16 protein-coding genes, 1 tRNA gene, 1 pseudogene and 1 riboswitch are annotated in these 22,483 nt (G+C 64.1%); of the genes and pseudogenes, 1 reads left to right on the forward strand and 17 read right to left on the reverse strand.

Annotated features, from left to right (window positions below):
- Position 1: 1 nt before the first annotated feature.
- Genes ACTQ4R_RS12280 through ACTQ4R_RS12290 form a run of 3 tightly spaced genes read right to left on the reverse strand, consistent with a single transcriptional unit; the run spans position 2 to position 4,302 of the window.
- Positions 2-652 (reverse strand): DUF4430 domain-containing protein, encoded by a 651-nt coding sequence (locus ACTQ4R_RS12280; protein WP_441629091.1) that lies wholly within the window; start codon positions 650-652, stop codon positions 2-4.
- Positions 653-662: 10 nt separating this feature from the next.
- Positions 663-1,712, reverse strand: coding sequence for a hypothetical protein (locus ACTQ4R_RS12285; RefSeq protein ID WP_441629093.1), 1,050 nt, complete (start codon positions 1,710-1,712; stop codon positions 663-665).
- A gap of 13 nt (positions 1,713-1,725) precedes the next feature.
- Positions 1,726-4,302: an S-layer homology domain-containing protein gene (locus ACTQ4R_RS12290; RefSeq protein WP_441629095.1), complete on the reverse strand. Its 2,577-nt coding sequence runs from the start codon at positions 4,300-4,302 to the stop codon at positions 1,726-1,728.
- Between the two features lie 137 nt (positions 4,303-4,439).
- Positions 4,440-4,675, reverse strand: a riboswitch (cobalamin riboswitch).
- A 154-nt stretch (positions 4,676-4,829) separates the two neighbouring features.
- On the opposite strand from ACTQ4R_RS12290, the gene ACTQ4R_RS12295 reads away from it, so the two are divergent.
- Positions 4,830-6,410, forward strand: a complete 1,581-nt coding sequence (locus tag ACTQ4R_RS12295; protein ID WP_441629097.1) for a peptide chain release factor 3 — start codon at positions 4,830-4,832, stop codon at positions 6,408-6,410.
- A 50-nt stretch (positions 6,411-6,460) separates the two neighbouring features.
- Here ACTQ4R_RS12295 and ACTQ4R_RS12300 read toward each other — a convergent pair whose 3' ends face one another.
- From ACTQ4R_RS12300 to ACTQ4R_RS12365, 14 genes and pseudogenes are all read right to left on the reverse strand, one after another.
- Entirely contained in the window at positions 6,461-8,224 is a 1,764-nt protein-coding gene (locus ACTQ4R_RS12300) for a bifunctional homocysteine S-methyltransferase/methylenetetrahydrofolate reductase (RefSeq protein WP_441629099.1), read from the reverse strand.
- Positions 8,224-10,581, reverse strand: a complete 2,358-nt coding sequence (locus tag ACTQ4R_RS12305) for a homocysteine S-methyltransferase family protein (RefSeq protein ID WP_441629101.1) — start codon at positions 10,579-10,581, stop codon at positions 8,224-8,226. Before ACTQ4R_RS12305 ends, ACTQ4R_RS12300 begins: the two co-directional genes overlap by 1 nt.
- Positions 10,571-11,227 carry a vitamin B12 dependent-methionine synthase activation domain-containing protein gene (locus ACTQ4R_RS12310; protein ID WP_441629103.1) on the reverse strand — a complete coding sequence of 219 codons (657 nt, stop codon included), beginning with the start codon at positions 11,225-11,227 and terminating at the stop codon, positions 10,571-10,573. The genes ACTQ4R_RS12305 and ACTQ4R_RS12310 overlap by 11 nt, the downstream gene beginning before the upstream one ends.
- Before the next feature lie 4 nt (positions 11,228-11,231).
- Positions 11,232-11,498, reverse strand: coding sequence for a hypothetical protein (locus ACTQ4R_RS12315; protein ID WP_441629105.1), 267 nt, complete (start codon positions 11,496-11,498; stop codon positions 11,232-11,234).
- 310 nt (positions 11,499-11,808) lie between these two features.
- Positions 11,809-11,884 (reverse strand) — tRNA-Gly (locus tag ACTQ4R_RS12320).
- Positions 11,885-11,921: 37 nt separating this feature from the next.
- Entirely contained in the window at positions 11,922-12,647 is a 726-nt protein-coding gene (locus ACTQ4R_RS12325; RefSeq protein WP_441629106.1) for a hypothetical protein, read from the reverse strand.
- Between the two features lie 24 nt (positions 12,648-12,671).
- A complete protein-coding gene (locus tag ACTQ4R_RS12330; RefSeq protein ID WP_441629108.1) occupies positions 12,672-13,265 on the reverse strand; it encodes a lactate utilization protein in 594 nt (197 codons plus the stop codon).
- Positions 13,266-14,123: a YitT family protein gene (locus tag ACTQ4R_RS12335; RefSeq protein WP_441629110.1), complete on the reverse strand. Its 858-nt coding sequence runs from the start codon at positions 14,121-14,123 to the stop codon at positions 13,266-13,268.
- 19 nt (positions 14,124-14,142) lie between these two features.
- A complete protein-coding gene (locus ACTQ4R_RS12340) occupies positions 14,143-16,386 on the reverse strand; it encodes a DNA gyrase subunit A (protein WP_441629112.1) in 2,244 nt (747 codons plus the stop codon).
- 74 nt (positions 16,387-16,460) lie between these two features.
- The gene (locus ACTQ4R_RS12345) at positions 16,461-18,284 is read right to left on the reverse strand and encodes a copper amine oxidase N-terminal domain-containing protein (RefSeq protein WP_441629114.1); all 1,824 of its coding nucleotides are present in this window, start codon (positions 18,282-18,284) and stop codon (positions 16,461-16,463) included.
- 26 nt (positions 18,285-18,310) lie between these two features.
- Positions 18,311-19,357 carry a DUF1266 domain-containing protein gene (locus tag ACTQ4R_RS12350; RefSeq protein WP_441629116.1) on the reverse strand — a complete coding sequence of 349 codons (1,047 nt, stop codon included), beginning with the start codon at positions 19,355-19,357 and terminating at the stop codon, positions 18,311-18,313.
- A 174-nt stretch (positions 19,358-19,531) separates the two neighbouring features.
- A complete protein-coding gene (locus ACTQ4R_RS12355) occupies positions 19,532-19,765 on the reverse strand; it encodes a hypothetical protein (protein WP_441629118.1) in 234 nt (77 codons plus the stop codon).
- A gap of 132 nt (positions 19,766-19,897) precedes the next feature.
- On the reverse strand, positions 19,898-21,892 hold the full coding sequence (locus ACTQ4R_RS12360) for a DNA gyrase/topoisomerase IV subunit B (RefSeq protein WP_441629120.1): 1,995 nt from the start codon (positions 21,890-21,892) through the stop codon (positions 19,898-19,900).
- 353 nt (positions 21,893-22,245) lie between these two features.
- A pseudogene (locus ACTQ4R_RS12365) lies at positions 22,246-22,483 on the reverse strand (hypothetical protein); the annotation flags it as partial.

Genomic DNA, 22,483 nt, shown 5'->3' on the forward strand with positions numbered 1-22,483 from the left:
GTCACGCCCCCAGCTGGCCGCTGTCCTCGCCGCCCACGTCCCGGCCCAGGTCGCAGGTATACACCCACTCCACCCGGTCTCCCGGCGCCGCCGCCACACCGGAGCAGCCCTTGTTGGGGAAGGTGCCGTTCACCCGGTACATCCACCCCGAGAGGGGGCCGCCGTCAAATTCGTACAGGTTTCCGATGCCCTCTATATAGGCAGAGCCGTAGCCCGGAGTGTCTGTGTACTCCATGTGGATGCCGGCCTCCCGGCAGGCCCTTTGCAGCAGGTCAAACACGCTGTCTCCCTCCTCCAGCTCCACCGCCGTGGGCGGCAGCAGCACACCGTCCGCCGGCACCAGCTCCCGGACGCCCTCCTCCAACTGGTCCAGGCGGTCCAGGAGGACGGCGCAGGTGATGGAGAGGGTGCAGGCGGCTTGCTCCGCCTCCGCGGCAGGTGCCGGAGCTTCCTGGAGCGCCGGAGCCGGCTCCTCCGCTTCCCGGTCCGGAGGCGTTTCCTCCGGCTGGCTTTCTCCGTCACTGTCCGGCTGGGACGCCGGTGCTTCCGCCGCCGGCGCATCTTCCACCGGCGGCTGCTCTTTTCCCAGGGAACAGCCGGTTAGGACCGCCAGCGCCGCCAGCAGCGCCAAAAACCATAGCTTTCGTTTCACAAGTGCCTCCTCATATCCAGGCGGACGCCAATACCCCGGCGACCAGCGTCCCCCAGGTCCTCGCCCGGGAGGCCGCCTGCTCCGGAGAAAGCCTCCCGGTGCGCTTCACGTCTGTCATATCATAGAGAAACGGCTGCCCCGCCCGGGCGCGGCACACCGCCGCCAGGGCGTAGAGCCCCTGCTCCGTGGCCATAGGGTCCGCCTCCGTTTCCGCCGCCGTGTGGCGGAAGCCCCGGCCCGGCAGGTAGTCTGCCAGCAGGCCGTCCAGCAGAGTATGTCCATCCTTTACAAAACGGCTGTCCTCCAGGGGAACGTTCCAGGCGGCAAGGGCCACCAGCATCTGGGCGGCGCTCTCCGCCGTGGAAAAGCCGCCCTCCGCCCCCTGCATGGCGGATATCCGGTCCAAAGCCCGCTGCGCCGCCTGCTCCACCGCCGCCTGGTCCCGGTAGGGCGCCAGGGCCGTGAGAGCCATGCCCGTCAGGTCCGGGTCCGCCGTGGTGCCCAGGCTCCAGCCGCCCTCCGGCAGCTGGGACGCAAGCAGAAAGTCCACGTACATCTGCCGGGTGGCCTGCACGGCAGCGCCGGGTGCCTCCGGCACGGCGTAGCCGCCGGCATCCAGAGCGATGAGCGCCCAGGCGGCGCCGTTGGCGCCCTGGCGGACCACCTTGCGGTAATCCCCCAGCGGCGCCAGCAGGTCCGCTCCGCCCACTTGCCGGGGGTCCCTGCCGATGGCTGTAAGCGCCAGGGACACCCGGGCGTATTCCGTGTATTTCGCGGCGGAGAGGACTCCGCCGTTTTGAGATACGCAGGATTCCACCGCCTCATCGTACCGCTGGCAATACCCCTCCGGCAGGGCATAGCCGCTGCGGACCAGGCCCAGGACGGCCCACTCGCCGCCTACGGAGCCCACCGCCGGAGCTGGCGTCCGCCCCAGGACACACGCCGCCGTGTCCGCCAGGACCTCCTCCGGAGAAAGGTCCGCTCCGGAGGCCGGCACTGTCAGACACACCAGCACCGCGGCGGAAAGGACCGCCGTCAAGATTCGTTTTCGCCAGTTCACCGCGTTCTCCTTGTCAGTCCAGCTTCTCGCCCAGCCGCGTCAAAAGCACCGCGCTCTGGGCCCGGGTGAGGGTCCCAGCGGGGTACAGGGCGCCGTCGGCGCCTCCCCGGAAAATGCCCTCCGCCACGGCCCACTCCATGGCGGGCCGCGCCCAGCCGCCCACGGCGGCGCCGTCTGCAAAGCCGCTCAGCTCCGTCCGCGTTCCGGTGTCCAGGCCCTCTCTTTCGGCATAGCGGGCCAGCACTGCCGCCATCTGCTGGCGGGTCATGGGCGCGTCGGGACGGAAGGTGCCGTCGCCGTAGCCCGTCACGATCCCCTGCTCCGCCGCCCAGGCCACCGCCCCGGCGCAGCAGCGGTCCGCCGCCACGTCGGCAAACGCCCCCGCCGTCTTTGCGGCGGGGCTGCCGGCCATCCGGTACAGCACCGTCACCAGCATTCCCCGGGTCATGGGGTCGTCGGGCCGGAAGGTATCCTGGCCGGTGCCCAGGAACCAGCCGCGCTCCACGGCGGTCATCACCGCGTCGTGGCACCACAGGTCCGCCGGCACATCGGTAAAGGCCGCCGTGGCCGCCCCTGTCTCCGCCGGCTTGGCGGAGGAACCGCCGCTCTCTTTCTCTTCACCCAGCTCCTTGGTATAGTCATCGGTGTAAAACCAGACCACTTCACAGCCATCCGCCAGGCGGTACCGGTCAGCACCCACCTCCGGCAGGATGCCGTCCACCATGTACATCCAGCCGGACCGGCTGCTGTGGTCAAATTCCGCCAGGCCATCGATCTCAGTCACGTAGCCCTCCCGGGCGGAGTAGTCCACCCCCGCCGCGTCCAGGGCGGCGGAGAGGGCCTCGTAAGCCGTGGTGCCCTTCGGCACCGACAGCTGCCGCTCCGCCAGGGTGGTGTACGCCTTCTTGTTGCCGCGGTACGTGTACCCGCCGCCGCAGTCCGCCTGGTCGTGGCTCTTTACCCGCACGGTGACACGAATTTTGGAAGCCGTGCTGCCGCCGCCTCCCTGCTCCGCGTCCAGTGTCACCGTTACCGTCCGGTCCGTGTCCAGCTCCGCCTCCGTGATGGTCAGCGTGCCGCTGGCAGGCACATACCCTTCACAGCGCACCGTATAGGCGTAGGTGCCGCTGCCCAGGAGGAAGGTCCCGTCACGTTCCGCCGCGGCGCCGGCGACGCTTATCTCCGCTTCGGCAGGCTCCACGGCAAAGGTCACCCGGCAGCGCCGCTGAGGCGCCCCGGTCCGCTCCAGGGCGTAGAGATACCCGGCGTCGTTGTGATAGTAGATGGTGCCCTCGCCGTCACAGATGGCGGAGGCGGCGCACCAGTTGGATTCCTCCGGCGTGTACAGGGCGGAGCAGGTCAGGCTCTCCCCGTCGTCCCGCGCCACGTACATGGCGCCGGGGGTGGTGTTCTGGGTCACGTAAAGATAGACTGCTCCCTCCTCCGTATAGGCCGTGGTCAGCAGGGGAGAGGCCTGGACGCTGGCGCCGGTATCCGGGAACGCCGCCCGCCGCAGCTCCGCCAGGGTGACGGCGTCCGCCGCCACCAGGCAGCCCTGGGCGCCGTAGTATACCACGCCGTCATAAATGACCGGGGAACTGGTGACATACCCGACATTTTCATGCTGCACGCAATCAAGGCCGCTGAGCTCGCCGGTCTTCGCGTCCAGCTCCACAGAGCAGAGCCAGCCGCCGCTGGTGGTGAAGTACAGCCTGTCCCCGCTGCGGACCAGGGAGGAGCGCACGCTGCCCATATTCTCCAGTTCCACCATGCCCAGCGGTTCTCCGGTGTGCCGGTCCCGGGAGAACAGGACCGCCGTACCGCCGTTGGCGTCAGTGCCGTAGAGGACCGCGTCTCCCACCACAATGGGCGTGGCCCAGTAGGAGCCGGCGGGGAAGTCCTCTTCGTAAGCCGTCCAGGCAGCGGATTTGATCTCATCCTCCGCCGCCGGGTCCTCATCCTCCGCCGCCAGGCAAAAGAATTTCGCGGGAGCGGAATTGCCTGTGGAGCCGTACACATAGCCGTCCCGGTAAATGAGGGCCGTGGTGCACTGGCCGCCCAAAGGCTCGCTGACCCATAGGGACGCCAGGTCCCCGGCGTCAAAGGCCTGGACCCGGCCATCCAGCAGAGGAACGAAGATCTTGCCCTCGCCGTAGGCCAGGGGCGCGTTGCCCCAAGCGCCGTTGGAAGCTGTCATGACGCCTTGCGCCTTGATGGCCCCAGCGGCACTGTCGATGCGGTAGATGGCGGTGCCGGCAGTGCACACCAGATCCCCATCCACCATCAAAAGAGGGGATACGCCGTCCCACCCGTCGTTGAGGCTTTCGGCGCTTTTCCAGCGAAGGGCCGCTTCCTCCGCCGTCCGGGGCGTTTCGGCATCCGTCACGCCCAGGTTGTCGTCGCTGTTGCGGAAGTCCTTCCACTGGGCCTCGTACCAGGTGTTGGCGGCCGGCTCTTCCCCCAGCGCCGCCACCTGCCGGGCCGCCGGCTCCGGAGGAACGCCGCCGTTCTCTGCCGCCAGGGCCGTCCCCGGCAGCGCTCCCGCCAGCATGGCCAGCGTCAGCGCCCATGCCGTCCATCGTTTTTTCATGTATGTTCGCTCCTTTCCCTTTGCGCCGCCGTCCCGCCGCCGGCTCCGGAAGCGTGAAAACGGCCGCGGCAGTCCTCCCGGACCGCCGCGGCCGTTTTTCCGCAGCGCAGCCAAGCACATCCGCTGCCGCGGATGCGCCTGGTTCGTCATGCAAAGTAGGTCTCCTGACTTGTGATAGGGGGCAAAAGCCCCTGCGCTCCCGCCTACCTTCTCAGTTGCCCAATGGCGGACTTTCGTCCAGCGCCGCTGGCGCGGCGGTTTGGCGGTCTCTCTCACATACAGTGCCGGCACGCTTCGGATTCTCACCGAATTCCCTCATCCCGGAGCCACTTGCGAAAAAAGGCCCCGGGACACGATGCACCTGTTCAGTTTCCGACATTATAGTGCGAAAAGCCGCGAATTGTCAATCTTTCCGGGAATGCTGCTTCTTTTTTGCACGTTTTCCCGCAAATCCGGCGGCAAAACCTTGAAATGCGCCACACCATATGGTAAATTAGATTGGTTACTGTAAAAAAGGAGGCACCATTATGTCTGCCCTGAAAGAAGAAATCTCCCGGCGCCGGACCTTCGCCATCATCTCCCATCCGGATGCCGGCAAAACGACTCTGACGGAAAAGTTCCTGCTCTACGGCGGCGCCATCGCCCAGGCCGGCGAGGTGAAGGGCAAGCGGGCCCGGGCCGCCACCTCCGACTGGATGGAGATCGAAAAGCAGCGCGGCATCTCCGTCACCTCCTCCGTCATGCAGTTCCAGCACGACGGCTTCTGCATCAACATTCTGGACACCCCGGGCCATCAAGACTTCTCCGAGGATACCTACCGCACCCTCATGGCCGCCGACAGCGCCGTCATGGTCATCGATGGCGCCAAGGGTGTGGAGCCCCAGACCCGGAAGCTCTTTAAGGTCTGTGCCCTGCGGCACATCCCCATTTTCACCTTCATCAACAAGATGGACCGGGAGACCCGGGACCCCCTGGACCTGTGCGAGGAGGTAGAGCGGGAGCTGGGCATCGACACCTACGCCGTCAACTGGCCCATCGGCTGCGGCAAGGAGTTCCAGGGCGTCTATGACCGGGAAAAGCAGCGCATTTTGTTCTTCCAGGCCGAGGAGCGGGGCAAAAAAGTCAGCTCCGCCGAAGTCGCCCTGGATGATCCCCAATTAGAGGAGCTGATCGGCGCGAAAAAGGCCGAGGCCCTCCGGGAGGAGGTGGAGCTGCTGGGCGCCGGCCGGGAGTTTGACATCGAGGCCGTCCGGAACGGCACGTTGTCCCCCGTGTTCTTCGGCTCCGCCCTCACCACCTTCGGCGTGGAGCCCTTTTTGGAGGAGTTTCTCCGCATGACCACCTCCCCCCTGCCCCGTGTGTCCGACAAGGGCGAGGTGGATGTATTCAGTGAGGATTTCTCCGCCTTCGTGTTCAAGATCCAGGCCAACATGAACAAGGCCCACCGGGACCGGCTGGCCTTCATGCGCATCTGCTCCGGCAAGTTCCAGCGGGACACGGAGTATTACCACGTGCAAAGCGGCAAGAAGCTGCGGCTGAGCCAGCCCCAGCAGATGATGGCCGCCGAGCGGGAGATCGTGGAGGAGGCCTATGCCGGCGACATCATCGGCGTGTTCGACCCGGGCCTGTTCTCCATCGGCGACACCATTACCGTTCCCGGCAAGAAATTCAAATTCTCCGGCATCCCCACCTTTGAGCCGGAGCACTTCATGCGGGTCTCCCCCAAGGACACCATGAAGCGCAAGCAGTTCATCAAGGGCACGGAGCAGATCGCCCAGGAGGGCGCCATCCAGATCTTCAAGATCCCCGGCGCCGGACTGGAGGAGGTCATCGTGGGCGTGGTGGGCACGCTGCAGTTCGATGTGTTCGAGTACCGGATGCGGTCCGAGTACGGCGTGGAGCTGTATATGACCGGCCTGCCCTACGACCACCTGCGGCGCATCACCGCCTGCCCCTGCCCGCCGGAGGACCTGGTGCTGTGCACCGGCTCCGCCATTTTGGAGGACTTCCGGGACCGGCTGCTGGTGGCCTTCGGCGGCGAGTGGTCCGTGGGCTTCCTCACCAAGCACAACCCCGGCCTGGAGCTGGCGGAGTCCCTGTCTGTGTAAGGCAAATAGAAAAAAGGAACGTGTGCGGCAAAGCCGTACACGTTCCTTTTTTATTGAATTTCCTCCAGGATGCGCTGGATGAGCGCCACCCGGCGGAAGGGGGTCATGAGATAAATGCCGTCGGTATAGGGCTCGATCTCCCGGATGACCCGGGCGGAGATGCGGACCGCCAGGTCCTCCGCCTCCTCCCGCTCCTTGCCCTTGTACAGGGCCACGATCTCGTCGCACACCCGCATGCCGGAGATCTCGTTGTTGAGGAAGCAGGCGTTTTTATAGCTGACCACCGGGAAAACGCCGCCCAGGAGCTTTCCCTTCAAGGTCTCGCGGGCCAGCTTCAGATTCTCCAGGGCCTCCGCCGACAGCACCGGCTGGGTCAAAAAGCCCTCCACGCCGCATGCCTCCTTCTCCTGGGCCATTTTCAGCTGGATGCTGAAATTCCGGGCGTTGAGGTTCAAGGCGCCGAAAATGCGGAAGGGGGTGGTCAGGGTGCTCTCGTTGAGGCCGCTGACGTAGCGGGCCAGCTTCCGGGAGTTGAAGTTGAACACGCTCTTTACCTCGCTGCGGTCCTCCGTGGGGATGGGGTCGCCGGTGACCAGCAGCACATTATGTACTCCCTCAATGGAAAGGCCCAGCAACAGGGCCTTGGTGGCGTTCAGGTTCCGGTCCCGGCAGGCCATGTGGGGCAGGGGCTCCACCCCCAGCTCCCGCTTGACCTTACAGGCCAGCAGGCTGCTGTCCGCCCGGGGGCGGCCCACCGGACAGTCCGCGATGGTCACCGCGTCGGCGCCGGCGGCGCGCAGCGTCCGCACGCCGTCCAGGAAAAAGCCGATGTCATCATCCACCGGCGGGTCCAGCTCCACAGCCACCACCCGCTTTCCGGCGCTGAGCTTGTCCCACAACGGGTTCTCGCCCTCCTTTTCCCGCTGGGGACGAACGCTGTCCCGGGGGCTCTCCGTCCGCGCGGGCAGAGGCTTGGAAAGGGCCGCGGCCAGCCGGGCCATGTGCTGGGGCGTGGTGCCGCAGCAGCCGCCCACGATGGCGGCGCCGCTCTGGACGATCTCCACCATCTTCTCGGCGAAGTAATCCGGCGCTCCTTGGAATACAGTCTTGTGGCCCACCACGGTGGGATAGCCCACATTGGGCATGGCGGAGACAATGACGCCGCTGATGTCGGTGCTTCGGATCTGTTCCAGGATGTGGTGGGGGCCGGAGACGCAGTTGTAGCCCACGGCGTCCACCCCCGGCAGCTGGGCCGTCTGGCGGAACAGCTCCGCGCCCCGGCGGCCCTCCCAGGTGACGCCGTCGGAGCTAACGGCGAAGAAGACGATGAGGAAGGATTCCGGGCACTGCTTTTTCAGATACTGCGCAAGCTCCGGAATTCCGTCGCTGGTGGGCAGGGTCTCCACCAGGAAGTTTGTGACCCCCTGGGCCAGGAACTCTTTCGCCTGGCGGCAGTAGGCCTCCGCCGGGGCGATGCCCTTGCCCTGGGGCACAGGGCCCATGTCCGCGAACACCCAGGCGCCGAAGGGCTTGGCCGCCTCCTTGGCGATGCGGCAGCCGGCGCGGATGATCTCCATGCCCAGGGCCTCACTGCCCTCCGCCTGCTCCACGCCCACGGCGAAGGTGTTGGTCTTGATAGCCCGGCACCCGGCCTCCAGATAGGCCCGGTGGATGGCCAGGATCTCCTTGGGCCGGTCCAGGTTGGCCCGCTCGCATTGGTCGGAGGGCAGGCCGGTCAATGCGTTGAAATAGGTGCCCATGGCACCGTCGAACAGCAGGGGCTTCCCCTGCTTCAGTGCGCTTCTGATGTCCATTATCCCAATACCTCTCTGGCGATCTCCACAGACTGCCGCGCGTCCTTGGAGTAGTAATCCGCCCCCATTTGGCGGGCGTATTCCGGCGTCACCACCGCGCCGCCCACCATGATGGCGGGAGGCCGCGGCAGGGTCCGGAGAAGCCGAATGGTCTCCTCCATGGCCGGCAGGGTGGTGGTCATAAGGGCCGAGAGGCCCACCAGGCGGATGTGCTGCTCCTCCACCGTGCGCAGGACGGTCTCCGGCGGCACGTCCCGTCCCAGGTCAATGACCTCGTAGCCGTAGTTTTCCAGCACGGTCTTGACGATGTTTTTGCCGATGTCGTGGATGTCGCCCTTGACGGTGGCGATGACCAGACTTCCCTTTTTCACCGGGGTCCCGCCCTTTTGGGCGATGGAGGCCCGGATGACCTCAAACACCGACTGGGCCGCCTGGGCGGCGCTTAACAACTGGGGCAAAAACACCCGTCCCTGCTCATAGCCCTCGCCCACTTTGTCCAGGGCGGGGATCAAGCGGTTCTCCACCAGGGAGAGCTCATCCTCCGTCTCCAGCGCGGCCTTGGCCAGCTTCCCGGCATCGGCCCGCAGGCCCCGGATGATGGCCTCGTCCAGGGTCATGCCCGCCGTGGCCGGGGCAGGCGCCGCCTTGGCGTCCATACCGGCGAAGCGGTCCACGTAGGCCCGGCACTCCCGGTCCTCGCCGGAGAGCACCCGGAATGCCGCTACCGCGTCCATCATCTCCCGCTGGTTGGGGTTGATGATGGGCAGGCGCAGTCCCGCGCCCAGGGCCTGGATGAGGAAATTCTGGGTGATGAGGGGACGGTTGGGCAGGCCGAAGGAAATATTGGACACCCCCAGCACCGTCCGCAGCCCCAGCTCCTCGCGGACGGTCCGCACCGCCCGCAGGGTCTCCATTGCCTGGTCCTGCTGGGCGGAGACCGTCAACGTCAAGCAGTCGATCCACACGTCCTCCTTGGGGATGCCGTGGGCCAGGGCCGCCTCCAGGATGCGGCGGGCGATGGCCACCCGGCCCTCCGCCGTCTGGGGGATGCCGTTTTCGTCCAGGGCCAGGCCCACCACGGCGGCGCCATACTTCTTCACAATGGGCAAAAGCCGCGCCAGCACCGCCGGGTCGCCGTTGACGGAGTTCACCGCCGCCTTGCCGTTATACACCCTGAGGCCCGCCTCCAGCGCCGCCGGATTGGTGGAATCCAGCTGCAAGGGGATGTCCAGGGCGCTTTGCAGCTTTTTCACCACCCTGGGCAGCATAGCCGCCTCATCCACGCCGGGATAGCCCACGTTCACGTCCAGGATGTCCGCCCCGGCGTCCACCTCCTGCAGTCCCACGTCCAGAATATAATCCAGGTCATCCTCCAACAAAGCCTGCTGGAACCGCTTTTTTCCGGTGGGGTTGATGCGCTCGCCGATGACCCGCACCCCGTCCAGCCGCAGGGGCTCCGTGGCGGTGCAGACGAAGGGCACGGCGTCATAGTGCCGCCGGGACGACGTTTTGCCCTTCAGCGCCGCCGCCACGGCCCGGATATAGGCCGGGGACGTGCCGCAGCAGCCGCCGAACAGCGTGACGCCCAGGTCCAGGCAGGGGGCCAGGGCCGCCGCGAAGGCCTCCGGTCCCATGTCGTAGTGGCCGTCCACCGGGTCCGGCAGGCCCGCGTTGGGCTTGGCGATCACCGGCAGGCGGGTGTTTTCGCACAGCTCTTTCAGCATGGGGGCCAGCATGTCCGGCCCCAGGGAGCAGTTGAGGCCGATGGCGTCCGCGCCCAGGCCCTCCAGCGTCCGGGCCATGGAGGCCACGGTGCAGCCGGTAAACGTGCGGCCCCGGGGCTCAAAGGACATGGTGACGAAGGCCGGCAGGTCCGTGTGCTCCTTCACCGCCAGCAGCGCCGCCCTGGCCTCCGCCAGGTCCGTCATAGTCTCAATGACCGCCAGGTCCGCCCCGGCCCGGGCGCCGGCCTCCGCCATCTCCCGGAACAGGTCATAGGCCCGCTCAAAGGGCAGGCTGCCCATGGGCTCCAGCAGCTCTCCCAGCGGGCCGATGTCCAGAGCAACCAGGGCCCGGCCGCCCACCGCCTCTTTCGCCACCTTCACCGCCGCCGTGACGATCTCCGCCACGGAGCGGCCGGTCCGGGCCAGCTTCAAGCCGTTGGCGCCGAAGGTGTTCGTATACACCACCTGGCTGCCGGCGTCCACATATTCCTCGTACACGGAGCGCAACAGGGCCGGCTCCGTCAGATTCAGCAGCTCCGGCTGTCCCCCGGGGGGCAGGCCCCGCTGCTGGAGCACGGTGCCCATGGCGCCGTCCAGTATCACGATCTTGTTTTGAATCCCCTCAAATCCCACAGCGCTTTCCTCCTTTGCGCAGCTGGCAACTTGCCGCCATGGCGCAGTATGCACAACCCCGGACACGGGCCATCTGAGGCCGGTCTGCGATGCCGATAACCGCCGTCACCGATTTCATCGGGTTCATCAGGAAGCTCTCTGACACATGGATGCCCACCCGGCGCCCGGCGTCCAAGGCGCCGCAGACCGCCGGCTGGATACAAAGCGGCAGGTCTCCGTAGCCGGGGCTGAACCGGTCCGTGAGAAACCATCCCGGCAGGCGGGCACGAAGCTCCTCCTCCGCCGCATTGCAGCCGCTCTCCACCCAGGCGCTGCCGCAGGCGTCCAGCATGACGGCACGGCCCATGTCCCGGGCCTGCTCCCTGCGCAGCATGGCGTCGAAGCCCGGCCCCAGGGTACAGGCCAGCAGCGCCGCCCTGCGGCACTGGGCCAGCATGGTGGACGCCGCGGCGCCTGTGAGGCGCACGCCGGTGCCGGCCAGGCGGATGGTTTTCTCCTCCCGCTCCAGGTCGAACACACGGTATACATACCGGGGCTCCAGGGCGGCCGTCAGCTCCGCCGCCACCGCCGCTGCCTGCCGCCGCAAGTCCTCGTCTCCCGCTCCGGCGCCTAGGTAGCGTATGGCCTCCATGATGTCCAGCTCCACGGTTTCACTTCCTTTGCATATTCTTTAATACTATAACGGGTTTTCGGTAAAATGTATAGCCCCTTTTCCCAGAATTTCCGGGAAAAGGGGCTGTTTTTGCTCTCTGTCCGGCCATGGTGGAAAGCAGGGCAAGCGCCGCCAGCGGCGGAGGAAGCGCCCTGCTTTCGAGGAAGCGCCCCGGTTTGCGGGTTTCGGCAAAAGCCGAAAACCGGAACGGCGCGACGGTGTTCGGCAGCGTGTTCGCTTCTAGCAAAAGAAAAAGGACATCCAAAGCTGGATGTCCTCAAGCAGGGTTCCCGCCGGGACCCAGCGCAGCGGTCCCGGCGGGAAAGCGAAGAAAAAGTTCGTCCGGCGCATGAAAAAAGCCCTAAGGCTTTTTTCATCGCCTTAGGACTTTTTCTGAGCTGGAGCGGGCAACGAGGCTCGAACTCGCTTCCCGGCATCCCACGAACGGCCTTCGGCCATTCGCAGGAACCCTGCCTCACCTCTGATTAAATATGCGCTTCGCGCATGGGTGGAGGTAGCGAGTTCGCTTCTAACAAAAGAAAAAGGACATCCAAAGCTGGATGTCCTCTCTTAGCTGGAGCGGGCAACGAGGCTCGAACTCGCTACCTCCACCTTGGCAAGGTGGCGCTCTACCAGATGAGCTATGCCCGCGGAACAAGGGTTATTTTAGCAAAGGAAATCCCCCTTGTCAAGAGTTTGTTTCTATATTTTCAAAATTTTCTTCCGGTGCTTCCGGGGTCTCCGCCACACTGTCCTCTTCTGTCAGCTCGGCACCCTCCAGCACAAATTCAATGAGCCCCACCGGCTCCTCCGCCGGATAGTAATACACGCCCCAGGGCGGCGTGTTCTCCAGCCCCCGGTCCAACCGCAGCTGGGCGGTGACCTCCCTCACCCGCTCCCGGTCTCCGGAGCGCCAGTAGCCGATGCGTACCGCCAGCTCGGTCTCCTCATTGTCCAGGGCCGCCTCCAGCAGGCTGGACAGCGCCTCCGTGCTGGTGGCGTTCACTACCGCCTGGATCTGCTCCGCCGTGCGGCGGTAGCCGATCTGGACGGACACCTCGTAATAGCCCCGCTGGACCTGGCTGGCCGACGTGATGAACTCCACGGCGTAGGCGCCCATGGGCGTCTCCTGCTGGATCTCTGCGGCGGCTTGCTCCAGCGTTTCCGCCACGGTCAGATCGTCTTTAAAGTTGTAAAGCCGAATGGTGGCGCTTTCCGTGTGCTGGCCGATCAGCAGCAGCAGGTCGTTGACGATGTCCTGGTGGTTCTCCGCCCGGAGGGTATCCGCCGCCTCGCTCTCCCAGAATTTGCTGCTGTGAGGCTCCACAGTGCTGTACTGACGCTCCAGCAGAGAGGCGCATCCCGTCAGCAGCGCAAAGGCGCACAGCGCCCCGATGATCCGCGTATATTTCACAGGTCACGCCTCCCTCCGGCAGTCTTAATAGCCCAGTTCCTCGTCCACCAGGACCACTTCCATCTCCATGCCCATCATGGCCTCCCACAGCACCACCAGGCCCCGGCAGATACGGTCCGGGCTCTTGCAGTCATAGCAGCGGTCACCCTTGACGGCGCAGGGCGTTTTGCGCTTGAGCCGCTGGGCGTTTTTCGGCGCGGCGATGTTCCGGGCCCGCCACAGCGCCTGGTCATAGGTGGGCGCCAGCTTGTTGCGGCCCACGATGAAATACACCTTCTCATGGCCGAACAGGGTGCCGGCCACCCGGTTGCCGGCGCCGTCGATGTTGATGAGTTCGCCGGTCTCCGCCAGGCCGTTGACGGAGGTGATGTACACCTGGGCGCCCATGGCGGCGGCACGCTCCGCCGGGCCGTTGGTCCAGTGCCAGTGCACTTCGTTGTGAGACGCCAGCTGATCATACAGTCCCAGCTCCTGAGCCGTCACGGAGCCGCCAATGCCCACGCTCTTGCCGTCAATGGCGCCGTCCAGATAGGCGGCGGCCTCCGCGCCGGTGGCGAAGGTCTTGACGGAAAAGCCCCGGCCGGCGAGGTTTTTCTGCACATTGGTGAAGTCAGTCATTTACAGTTCCTCCTTTTGATAATCGCCGAATCCCTCGCCCAGCACCTCATGGGCGTCGCAGACGATGAGGAAGGCGTTGGGGTCAATATCGTGGACCGCGCGCTTGATCTGCACGATCTCCTTTTGCTTAAAGGCCACCAGCAGCACCTGCTTGGGCGCCCCGGTCCAGCCTCCCTGGCCCTGGAGAATGGTGACGCCCCGGTCCTGCTTTTGCAGCAGGGCGTCGGCAATGGACTGCCAGCGGTCAGAAATGATATAGGCCACCTTGGAGGTGTCCAGTCCATAGAGCACCGTATCCATGACTCTTGAGGACACGAAGATGGCCACCGCGCCGTACAGCGCCGCCTCCACCCGGCCAAACACCAGCGCCGCCAGGACCAGCACCGCCCCGTCCGGCAGCAGCATGAGCTTGCCCATAGGGAGCCATGGGAATTTCAGCTTTAACAGCCGGGCCACGATGTCCGTGCCGCCGGTGGTGGCGCCCTGGGAGAACACCAGGCCGAAGCCCAGGCCCATGGCGGCGCCGCCGCACAGGCAGGCCAGCATGGGGTCCATGGCCGGGAAGCGCCACAGGGCGGCAATGGCATCGATGGCGAAGGAGCTCACCGTCATGGAAAACAGGGACGAGGCCAGCAGGTGCCAGCCGATGAACTTCCACCCCGCCAGAAACAGCGGGATATTCAGCGCAAAAGTCAAAACGCCCACGGAAAGGACTGGGGCCAGCGCGTTGATGACCTGGGCCAGGCCCGTAATGCCGCCCATGGCCACTTGGTTGGCGGCAAAAAAGACATCGAAGGCCAGGGCGAAGATGACGGAGCCCAGGGTGATGATACCGTAGCTTTTCAGTTGTTTTTTCATAGGTTTTCTCGCCGTCTCCTCAATCCAGCAGGTCCAGCTGCTTTTCCTCGGAGTCCTCCTGCCGCAGCAGGGCGCCGGCGGCGGGCAGTGCCCGGACCCGGTAGCGGCTCAAGTGGGAGATGCCGCTCTCCTCCAGGGTCTTGACGGTGTCCAGGCGGTATTTGGGCTTTAGGTTCATGACCGCCACGCCCTGGGTGGTGCGGGTGGTCTTGGGGGCCAGCAGCGCCGTGTGGAAAATGAGGCAGCGGGGCTCCGTGGAGTACACCGCCAGCTCGCAGTCGCTGTCGATGCGGCGGACGCAGGCCAGAGGCGCCTTGTCGGAGTAAGCGCCGGTGAGCTTGCGGCGGTTGGAGGTAGTCTGGTAGGCCTTGATCTCCACCCGGGCCGCCTTGCCGTTTTCAAAGAAGAACAGCAGCGCGCCGGAGTAGTCTCCCGGCAGCACGGCGAACACCACGTTCTCCCCCGGGTCCATGCCCAGCTTGGCGGGCAGGTAATCCCCCAGGACGCTGGCCTTGGCGTCGTCGAAGTCGCTGAGGCGGGTCTTGTACACCTGGCACTTGTCCGTGAAGAACATGATCTCCGCAGCGTTGGTGGTCTCGAAGCTCTGGCGCGGGCCGTCGCCCTCCTTGTACTTCTGCTCGCTGTTCATACGCAGCGAGGCGGGGGTGATTTTCTTAAAGTACCCCTCCCGGGACAGGAACACGCTGACGGGGTAGTCCTCCACCGCCGCTTCTTCCTTGTACTCCTCCACCTCGTGGCCGTAGACGATGGCGGTGCGGCGGGGCTCGCCGTACTTTTTCGCCACCGCCGCCAGTTCCTCCACGATGATCTTCTTCACCCGTCTGGGGCTGCCCAGAATATCCTCCAGGTCGTCGATCTCATCCTGCAATGCCGCCGTCTCGTTGACCCGCTTGAGGATGTATTCCTTGTTGATGTTGCGCAGACGTATCTCCGCCACGAACTCCGCCTGGACCTGGTCGATGCCGAAGCCGATCATCAAATTGGGGATGACCTCGGCCTCCTCCTCCGTCTCCCGGATGATCTTGATGGCCTTGTCGATGTCCAGCAGGATGCGCTTGAGGCCCTTCAACAGGTGCAGCTTTTCCTTCCGCTTGCTGAGGACGAAATAGGTCCGCCGCCGGACGGACTCCGTCCGCCAGGCGGTCCACTCCTCCAGCAGCTGCCGCACCCCCAGCACCCGGGGGCTGCCGGCGATGAGGACGTTGAAGTTGCAGGCAAAGGAATCCTCCAGGGGCGTCTGCTTGTAGAGCTTCATCATGAGCTTGTCCGGGTCCACGCCCCGCTTGAGGTCGATGGCCAGCTTCAAGCCGCTGAGATCCGTCTCGTCCCGCATGTCGGCGATTTCCTTGGCCTTGCCGGCCTTGATGAGCTCCGCCACCTTGTCCAAAATAGCCTCCACCGTGGTGGAGTAGGGGATCTCGTAGATCTCGATGAGGTTTTCTTCCTTCACGTAGCGGTACCGGGCCCGGACCCGGACGCTGCCCCGGCCGGTGTCGTAAATGTCCCGCAGAGAGGCTGGGTCGCAGATAAGCTCGCCGCCGGTGGGAAAGTCCGGCGCCAGCAGCGTCTCCGTCAAATCGCAGGCGGGGTTTTTCAGGTACGCTATGGTGGTGTCGCAGACTTCCTTGAGGTTAAAGCCGCAGAACTGGGAGGCCATGCCCACGGCGATGCCGCTGTTGGCAGACACCAGAATGTTGGGGAAGGTGGTGGGCAGCAGGGCCGGCTCCTTCATGGTGTTGTCGTAGTTGTCCACAAAGTCCACGGTGTCGCTGTCGATGTCCCGGAAGAGCTCCGCGCAGATGGCGGTGAGCTTGGCCTCCGTGTACCGGGGCGCCGCGCAGGACATGTCCCGGGAGTAGGACTTGCCGAAGTTGCCCTTGGAGTCCACAAAGGGGGTCAGCAGCGCACCGTAGCCCTTGGAAAGGCGGACCATGGTGTCATAGATGGCAGCGTCGCCGTGGGGGTTGAGACGCATGGTCTGGCCCACGATGTTGGCGGACTTCGTCCTGGCGCCGGTGAGCAGGCCCATTTTGTACATGGTGTACAGGAGCTTGCGGTGGGAGGGCTTGAAGCCGTCGATCTCCGGGATGGCCCGGGAAACGATGACGCTCATGGCGTAGGGCATGTAGTTGGTCTCCAGGGTATCGGTGATGGGCTGCTCCACCACCTGGGCGTGAAGGCCCAGGACATTGGGGTTATTGACTTTGGGATGCCCCTCCTGGGGCTGCTTTTTCTTCGGCATACGTTCGGTTCCTTCTAATCATGATTTTGCAGGGGACCGCAGAGACGGTCACGCCGTCTCCGCGGATGAGAGGTTTACGCAAACAGCTCCGGCACGGCGCTGCCGTTTTCCTCAAAGGGATATTCAAAGGGGTCCTCGCCCTCGTAGGGATCGATGACTGTCGCTCCCGCCGGCGGCGCGGTGACGGGCCGGGCGGTAGACGGGGCGGCGGTGGCCGTGTAGCGCAGGTTCAGGTCAAACTGGTTTTTCAGCCGCAGCAGCAGCTGCATGTTCACTCTCGTGGCGGAAACGCTGCCGGAGGCGTCCACCAGGGCCACATTGCCGTAGCCGCTGTCCTTGTTCTGCACCAGGACCCGGAAGGTGGCATCGCCGGAGCGGGCGATCTTCAGCTCCAGGTCCAGCTTGTCAAACTCGCTGGCCCACTGGGCGTACTCCTCGCCGCCCTCGGCGGCCAAAGCCGCCTCATAGTCCGCCTTGTCATAGCGCAGGACGCTGTATCCGCCGTTGGACTGGAAGCAGTCGTCGCCCACATACGACGCAAGCTCATCGGCTGCCTCCATCAGTTCTCCGTACACCAGCACCGGCGTGCCGTATTTGGCGTAGGCCAGCTCGTTTTCATACAGGGCGCCGCCCACCGTGGTGACGCCGGCGCTCTCCAGCTCCGTTAGGGAGGTCACAGGCGCCGCCAGCCAGCTGCCGTCATCATAGGTCCCGTAGGTCAGCTGAGAAAGGCCCGGCACCTTCATGTACATCATACCGCCCTCGCCGTCATAGATGACCTCCAGCCGGGCGTCCTTCAGCGAAGCCGCCAGCTGGGCCAGGTCCTCGTCGCCCAGCATCCCCGCGGCCGCCATCAGCTTGGTCAAATCTCCCAGCTTCAGCTTGGCGGTGAAGTTCACGGTGGCGCCGCTGGCCAGCAGCTCCATGTCGGCGCTGAAGCGGTAGGTCTTGTTGCCGTTGATGGAGTCCAGCATGGTCAAGTCGCCTTCCAGCTTGGCAGTGGTCTTGTAGTGGTCACCGGGGCCGCCGGATTGCATGGCCTCCAGGAAGCGGTTCAGTACGGTGAAGCGGCTGTCCAGCTCCGCCGTTATCTTTTCCCGCCGCAGGATGACCGCCGTGTCATAGGCCCCGTCCCACAGGACGTCGCAGCCCAGGGCCTCGGCGAAAAAGCGGACGGGGATGTAGGTGCGGCCGTTTTTATAATAGCAGGGCACGTCCATCTGCACAATGGTCTCCGTGCCGTCAGCCAGGGTCATGGCGGCGGTGTCCCGCCCGTCCTTGAAGCGCATCGTCACGCCCTCCAGGCGGCATACCGCCTCGCCGTTTTCATGGGTCACGGTGCCGCCGAAGGCCTCCAGCACCTGGCGGCAGGGCACCATGGTGCGGCCGTTCACCACCTCAGGCACCGCGTCGGGGAACTGCACATAGGTCCCGTCCACCATGACGCCCACCTGGCCGGCCACGCCGCCCAGCTGCGCCCGGGTCCGCTCCACCCTCTGGCCGTCCCAGTAGTCCCACCACTGGCTGTCCAGCCACTCCTCCAGAAGGCATTCCCGGAAGTCCTCCTCCGTCTCCAGGAGCCAGTCCTCTATGAACGCCTCCTTGGAGTCGTAATACCCTGCCTGCCAGCACTCACCGGAGTTCCAATAGGCGTTCGCGTCGAAGGCGGCGATCTCCTCGGCCATGGAGGCCTCCCAGCTCTCCCGGGCCAGGGCATACTCCACTTCCTCCTGATAGGCGTCCTCATCGCCGTAGAAAATGTCGCGGATGCACTCCTCCCGAGAGGCATAGCCGTACTCTTTCCACAGGGGCGGGTCCGTGTCCTCCGCCGCCAGGGCAGGGGCTGTTAGGGACAGCGCCAGCACCATCGCCAGCAGCACCGAGGTCAATCGTTTCATAGGGCACCTGCTTTCTTTCATATTTTTCATTGGACGGAGGCCAGCAGGCTCTCCGCCGTCACACCGGGGACGCCCTTGATGGGGCTTTTGAACAGGCTGTCGTCAAACAGCTCGCCGTAATTCTGCACCAGCTTTTTCACATAGGGGCCCCGGGTGACGGTCCAGGGGTCCTTGGTGCCCACATCTTCTCGCGCCCACCAGTTGTAGCCGTCCAGGTAGTTCTCAAAGGCCTCGTCCCAGCTCTTGAAATTCTTCTGCACCAGCGTGGCTGCCGGCTCCAGCAGGGCCAGGGCCTCGGGGTAGGTGAGATAGCCCGCAACATAGCCCCACTGGACCAGGTTGCTCATGCGGAACAGGTCCCAGCACAGGATGCCCCGGCCGCCCCACTTCTGCCCCAGCCGCTTGGTGTAGGGGAACATATAGGCGTCCATGCCCTCCGCGTTTTTCAGCACCTCCCGGTACTCCGCCGCCGACATCCCCTCGATCATCGCCACATCGGCCTGGAAGTCGGCGTTGTGACCGTAATAGGTCATACGGCACACCGTTTGAATCAGTTCCTCCCGGCCGGTGATGCCCCAGCTGTCCTCCAGAATGTACCGGGCCCACTCGTAGGTGTAAACGGTCCCCACGGCGGAGGGCTTGCCGATGGCGTCCATGCCGTAGGAGAGGCCCCGTTCCTTGCTGCCGAACACCGTGGGCCTGCCGCCGTTATTGACGGCGTTCAAGTAGGCGCCCATGGCCATGGCCCAGGGCTCCAGGTTGGTGTTACCCGCCAGGGCCTTGTTTTCCGTGACAGCGGCGGTACGGCTCTCCGTCACCCATTGGATGCTCTGGCCAAACAGCTCCGACACGTACCGGGCGGGGATCATGGTCCGTCCGTTGACCACCCGGGCCAGATTCTCCGTATCCACCCGGTTGCCGTCCAGCGTCACGTTGGCCCGGGTCTTGGCGATCTCCGCCTCCGCCTTTTCCTGGGCGGTGCGGGTGTCGATGGCGGCCCATTCCGCCTCCGTCACCACCTTTAGGGCGGAGCAGTCCCGGAACTGGTCCATGGTGTAGCCGGAGGCCTTCAAAAACTCCTCCAGCTGATACCCGGAAAAGACCTGGCTGGTGCCGGGCCGGCACTCCAGCAGCCTTGCCCGCTGATACCACAGGGTAAAGAGGTAATAGGTCTTGTCCGTTCGGCTGCCGCCCTCGTCCAGCCAGCTGTCCTTGGCCAGGCCGAAGTAGCGCCGGATCCGGGTAGCCTAACGCTGGCTGCCGGAGTTTTCCGCGTACTTCATGCCGATGAGGCCCAGCTCAAACTGCAGCGACGCCGGGGCGTCGGTCTTTTCGCCGATGTTCCAGTCTGTGTAAAGGTCCCCCGTCTGGGGCTCCAAATTGCCCGCGGCCGCGTCATTCCGCAGCCGCAGCACTGTCTCCCACGTTTCGCCGGTATAGGTGCTGGCCCCCTCGAATACCGCGTACTCCTCCGCCTTCACTCACGCCGGGGGTACAGGCTTCCTCTCCGCCGCCACGGAGGTGGGGACCAGCGTTAAAAGCATCAACAGGGAAAGTGCCAGGGAAATCCAACGTTTCATCATTGCTGCCTCCCTTATGTGTGTTGATTTGTCTTACGAAATATCCGCCATATCCAAATACTTGTACCCGTTTTCCGCGATATGGTCCTTGCGGCCCTGGAGGTTATCTCCCAGCAGCAGGTCAAAGACCGCCGCGGTGCGCTCCACGTCCTCCGGCATGACCCGGATGAGGCGGCGGGTGGCCGGGTTCATGGTGGTGAGCCACATCATATCCGGGTCGTTCTCGCCCAGGCCCTTGGAGCGGTCGATCTTGTACTTTTTCCCCTCCAGCTCCCGGACGATGTCGTTTTTCTCCTTGTCAGAGTAAGCAAACCAGGTCTTGTCCCCGCAGTTGATCTCAAAGAGGGGGGTCTCCGCGATGTAGACGTAGCCCTCCCGGATAAGGGTGGGAGTCAAGCGGTACAGCATGGTCAAAATGAGGGTGCGGATCTGGAAGCCGTCCACGTCGCCGTCGGTGCAGATGACCACCTTGTTCCACCGCAGGTTCCCCAGGTCAAAGGCGGCCATGTCCTTGACGTGCTTGTTCTGGACCTCCACGCCGCAGCCCAGGACCTTGATGAGGTCCGTGATGATCTCGCTTTTGAAAATACGGGCGTAGTCCGCCTTGAGGCAGTTCAAGATTTTGCCCCGGACAGGCATGATGCCCTGGTACTCCGCGTCCCGGCTCAGCTTGACGCTGCCCAGAGCGGAGTCGCCCTCCACGATGTAGATCTCCCGCTTGTCCGGGTCCTTGGACCGGCAGTCCACGAACTTCTGGACCCGGTTGGCGATGTCGATGCTGCCGGAGAGCTTCTTCTTGATGTTCAGCCGGGCCTTCTCCGCCGTCTCCCGGCTACGCTTGTTGATGAGGACCTGCTCGCCGATCTTCTCCGCGTCGAAGGGGTTTTCGATGAAGTAGATCTCCAGGTTGGACCGCAGAAACTCCGTCATGGCCTCCTGGACAAATTTGTTGGTGATGGCCTTTTTCGTCTGGTTCTCATAGGAGGTCTGGGTGGAGAAGTTGTTGCTCACCAGGACGATGCAGTCCTCGATGTCCGCCCAGGTGACCTTGCTCTCGCTCTTTTGGTACTTGCCCTGGTCCCGGAGGTACTTGTCAATGGCGGAGACAAAGGCGGACTTGGTGGCCTTTTCCGGGCTGCCGCCGTGCTCCAGCCAGCTGGAGTTGTGGTAGTGCTCGATGACGCTCACCTTGTTGGAAAAGCAGACGGCGCAGCTGAGCTTCACCTTGTACTCCGGCTTGTCCGCCCGGTCCCGGCCCCGCTTTTCCGCCTGCCAGAACACGGGGGCTGTAAGGCTTCCCTCGCCGGCCAGCTCCGCCACGTAGTCCTCGATGCCGTGCTCGTACAAAAATTCCGTTTCCTCAAAGGTCCCCGGCTCCGTCTCGTTGCGGAACCGGAAGGTGATGCCGGCGTTCACCACCGCCTGGCGCTTCATCACATCCGTGAAGTAGTCGGCGGGGATGGCGATGTCGGTGAACACGTCCAGATCCGGCAGCCAGCGGGTGCGGGTGCCGGTCTTTTTGCTCTGGTTCTTGGGCAGGGGCCGCTTTTCCAGATCCCCCACGATCTCGCCCCGCTCAAAGTGGAGGCTGTACTCCTGGCCGTCCCGCCACACCGTCACGTCCATGTACCGGGAGGCGTACTGGGTGGCGCAGGCGCCCAGGCCGTTGAGACCCAGGGAGTACTCGTAGTTGTCACCGGAGACATTGTCGTACTTGCCGCCGGCGTACAGCTCGCAGTACACCAGCTCCCAGTTATAGCGCTGCTCCTTTTCGTTCCAGTCCACCGGGCAGCCCCGGCCGGCATCCTCCACCTGGATGGAGCGGTCGGCGTAGCGGGTGACGGTGATGGTGCGGCCGTGGCCCTCCCGGGCCTCGTCGATGGAGTTGGACAATATTTCGAACACCGCGTGCTCGCAGCCGTCCAGCCCGTCGGAGCCGAAAATGACGCCGGGCCGTTTCCGGACCCGGTCCGCGCCTTTTAAAGACGAAATGCTGTCGTTGCCGTAATCTTGCTTCTTTGTTGCCATAGTTCCTCCGAAACGGCAGAAACTGCCATGATTTCAATATGTTATTTTATTGTATCACACCCCTTTCACAGGTTCAAGTGTCCGAAAAAGCAGGCCGCTTTCCATGATTATGTAGGACCGGGCTCCGAACCGGACAGTGCGGCGCAAAGATACCATTTAATTTTCCCTCGCAAAAATTGTAAAAATGCGGAATTTCAAAAAACGGAAGCCGCCAAAATGCGCCGCCTTACCGTTCCTTTACATGGATTTCGCCAAAAATGTTATTGCGTAAATTTTTCCATAATCCATTCGCACCTTCATAATTTGTTCATATCACAGGGTTTTTCACATTTTCCACATGATTTTCCACACCGTTATGTCAACTCTATCTTTTTCAAAAAATGCGGCATTTGCGTGGGAGGACGTGATAGAGCGGCACCCGTGCAAAGGGTGCCGCCCCATTGTCCATGTTCCCCCACCAGCATCAAGATCACACCGTAAATCACCGACGCCAGCGTGCCGAACACAATGACCGGCCCGGCCTCGTCGTCGCAAAGTCCGCTTTGCTCCGTTTTGCCTTCGTCAAAACTTCTCCCGCTCCCTTGCTCCTCC

This window comes from Dysosmobacter sp. Sow4_B12 (assembly GCF_052116665.1).
Taxonomy (GTDB): domain Bacteria; phylum Bacillota; class Clostridia; order Oscillospirales; family Oscillospiraceae; genus Oscillibacter.

Excerpts from the sequence above, each read along its gene's own strand:
- ACTQ4R_RS12330 (WP_441629108.1), bottom strand. The coding sequence starts at position 13,265 with ATGACTGACTTCACCAATGTGCAGAAAAACCTCGCCGGCCGGGGCTTT.
- ACTQ4R_RS12295 (WP_441629097.1), top strand. The coding sequence starts at position 4,830 with ATGTCTGCCCTGAAAGAAGAAATCTCCCGGCGCCGGACCTTCGCCATC.
- ACTQ4R_RS12300 (WP_441629099.1), bottom strand. The coding sequence starts at position 8,224 with ATGGACATCAGAAGCGCACTGAAGCAGGGGAAGCCCCTGCTGTTCGAC.
- ACTQ4R_RS12335 (WP_441629110.1), bottom strand. The coding sequence starts at position 14,123 with ATGAAAAAACAACTGAAAAGCTACGGTATCATCACCCTGGGCTCCGTC.
- ACTQ4R_RS12345 (WP_441629114.1), bottom strand. The coding sequence starts at position 18,284 with ATGAAACGATTGACCTCGGTGCTGCTGGCGATGGTGCTGGCGCTGTCC.
- ACTQ4R_RS12290 (WP_441629095.1), bottom strand. The coding sequence starts at position 4,302 with ATGAAAAAACGATGGACGGCATGGGCGCTGACGCTGGCCATGCTGGCG.
- ACTQ4R_RS12360 (WP_441629120.1), bottom strand. The coding sequence starts at position 21,892 with ATGGCAACAAAGAAGCAAGATTACGGCAACGACAGCATTTCGTCTTTA.
- ACTQ4R_RS12340 (WP_441629112.1), bottom strand. The coding sequence starts at position 16,386 with ATGCCGAAGAAAAAGCAGCCCCAGGAGGGGCATCCCAAAGTCAATAAC.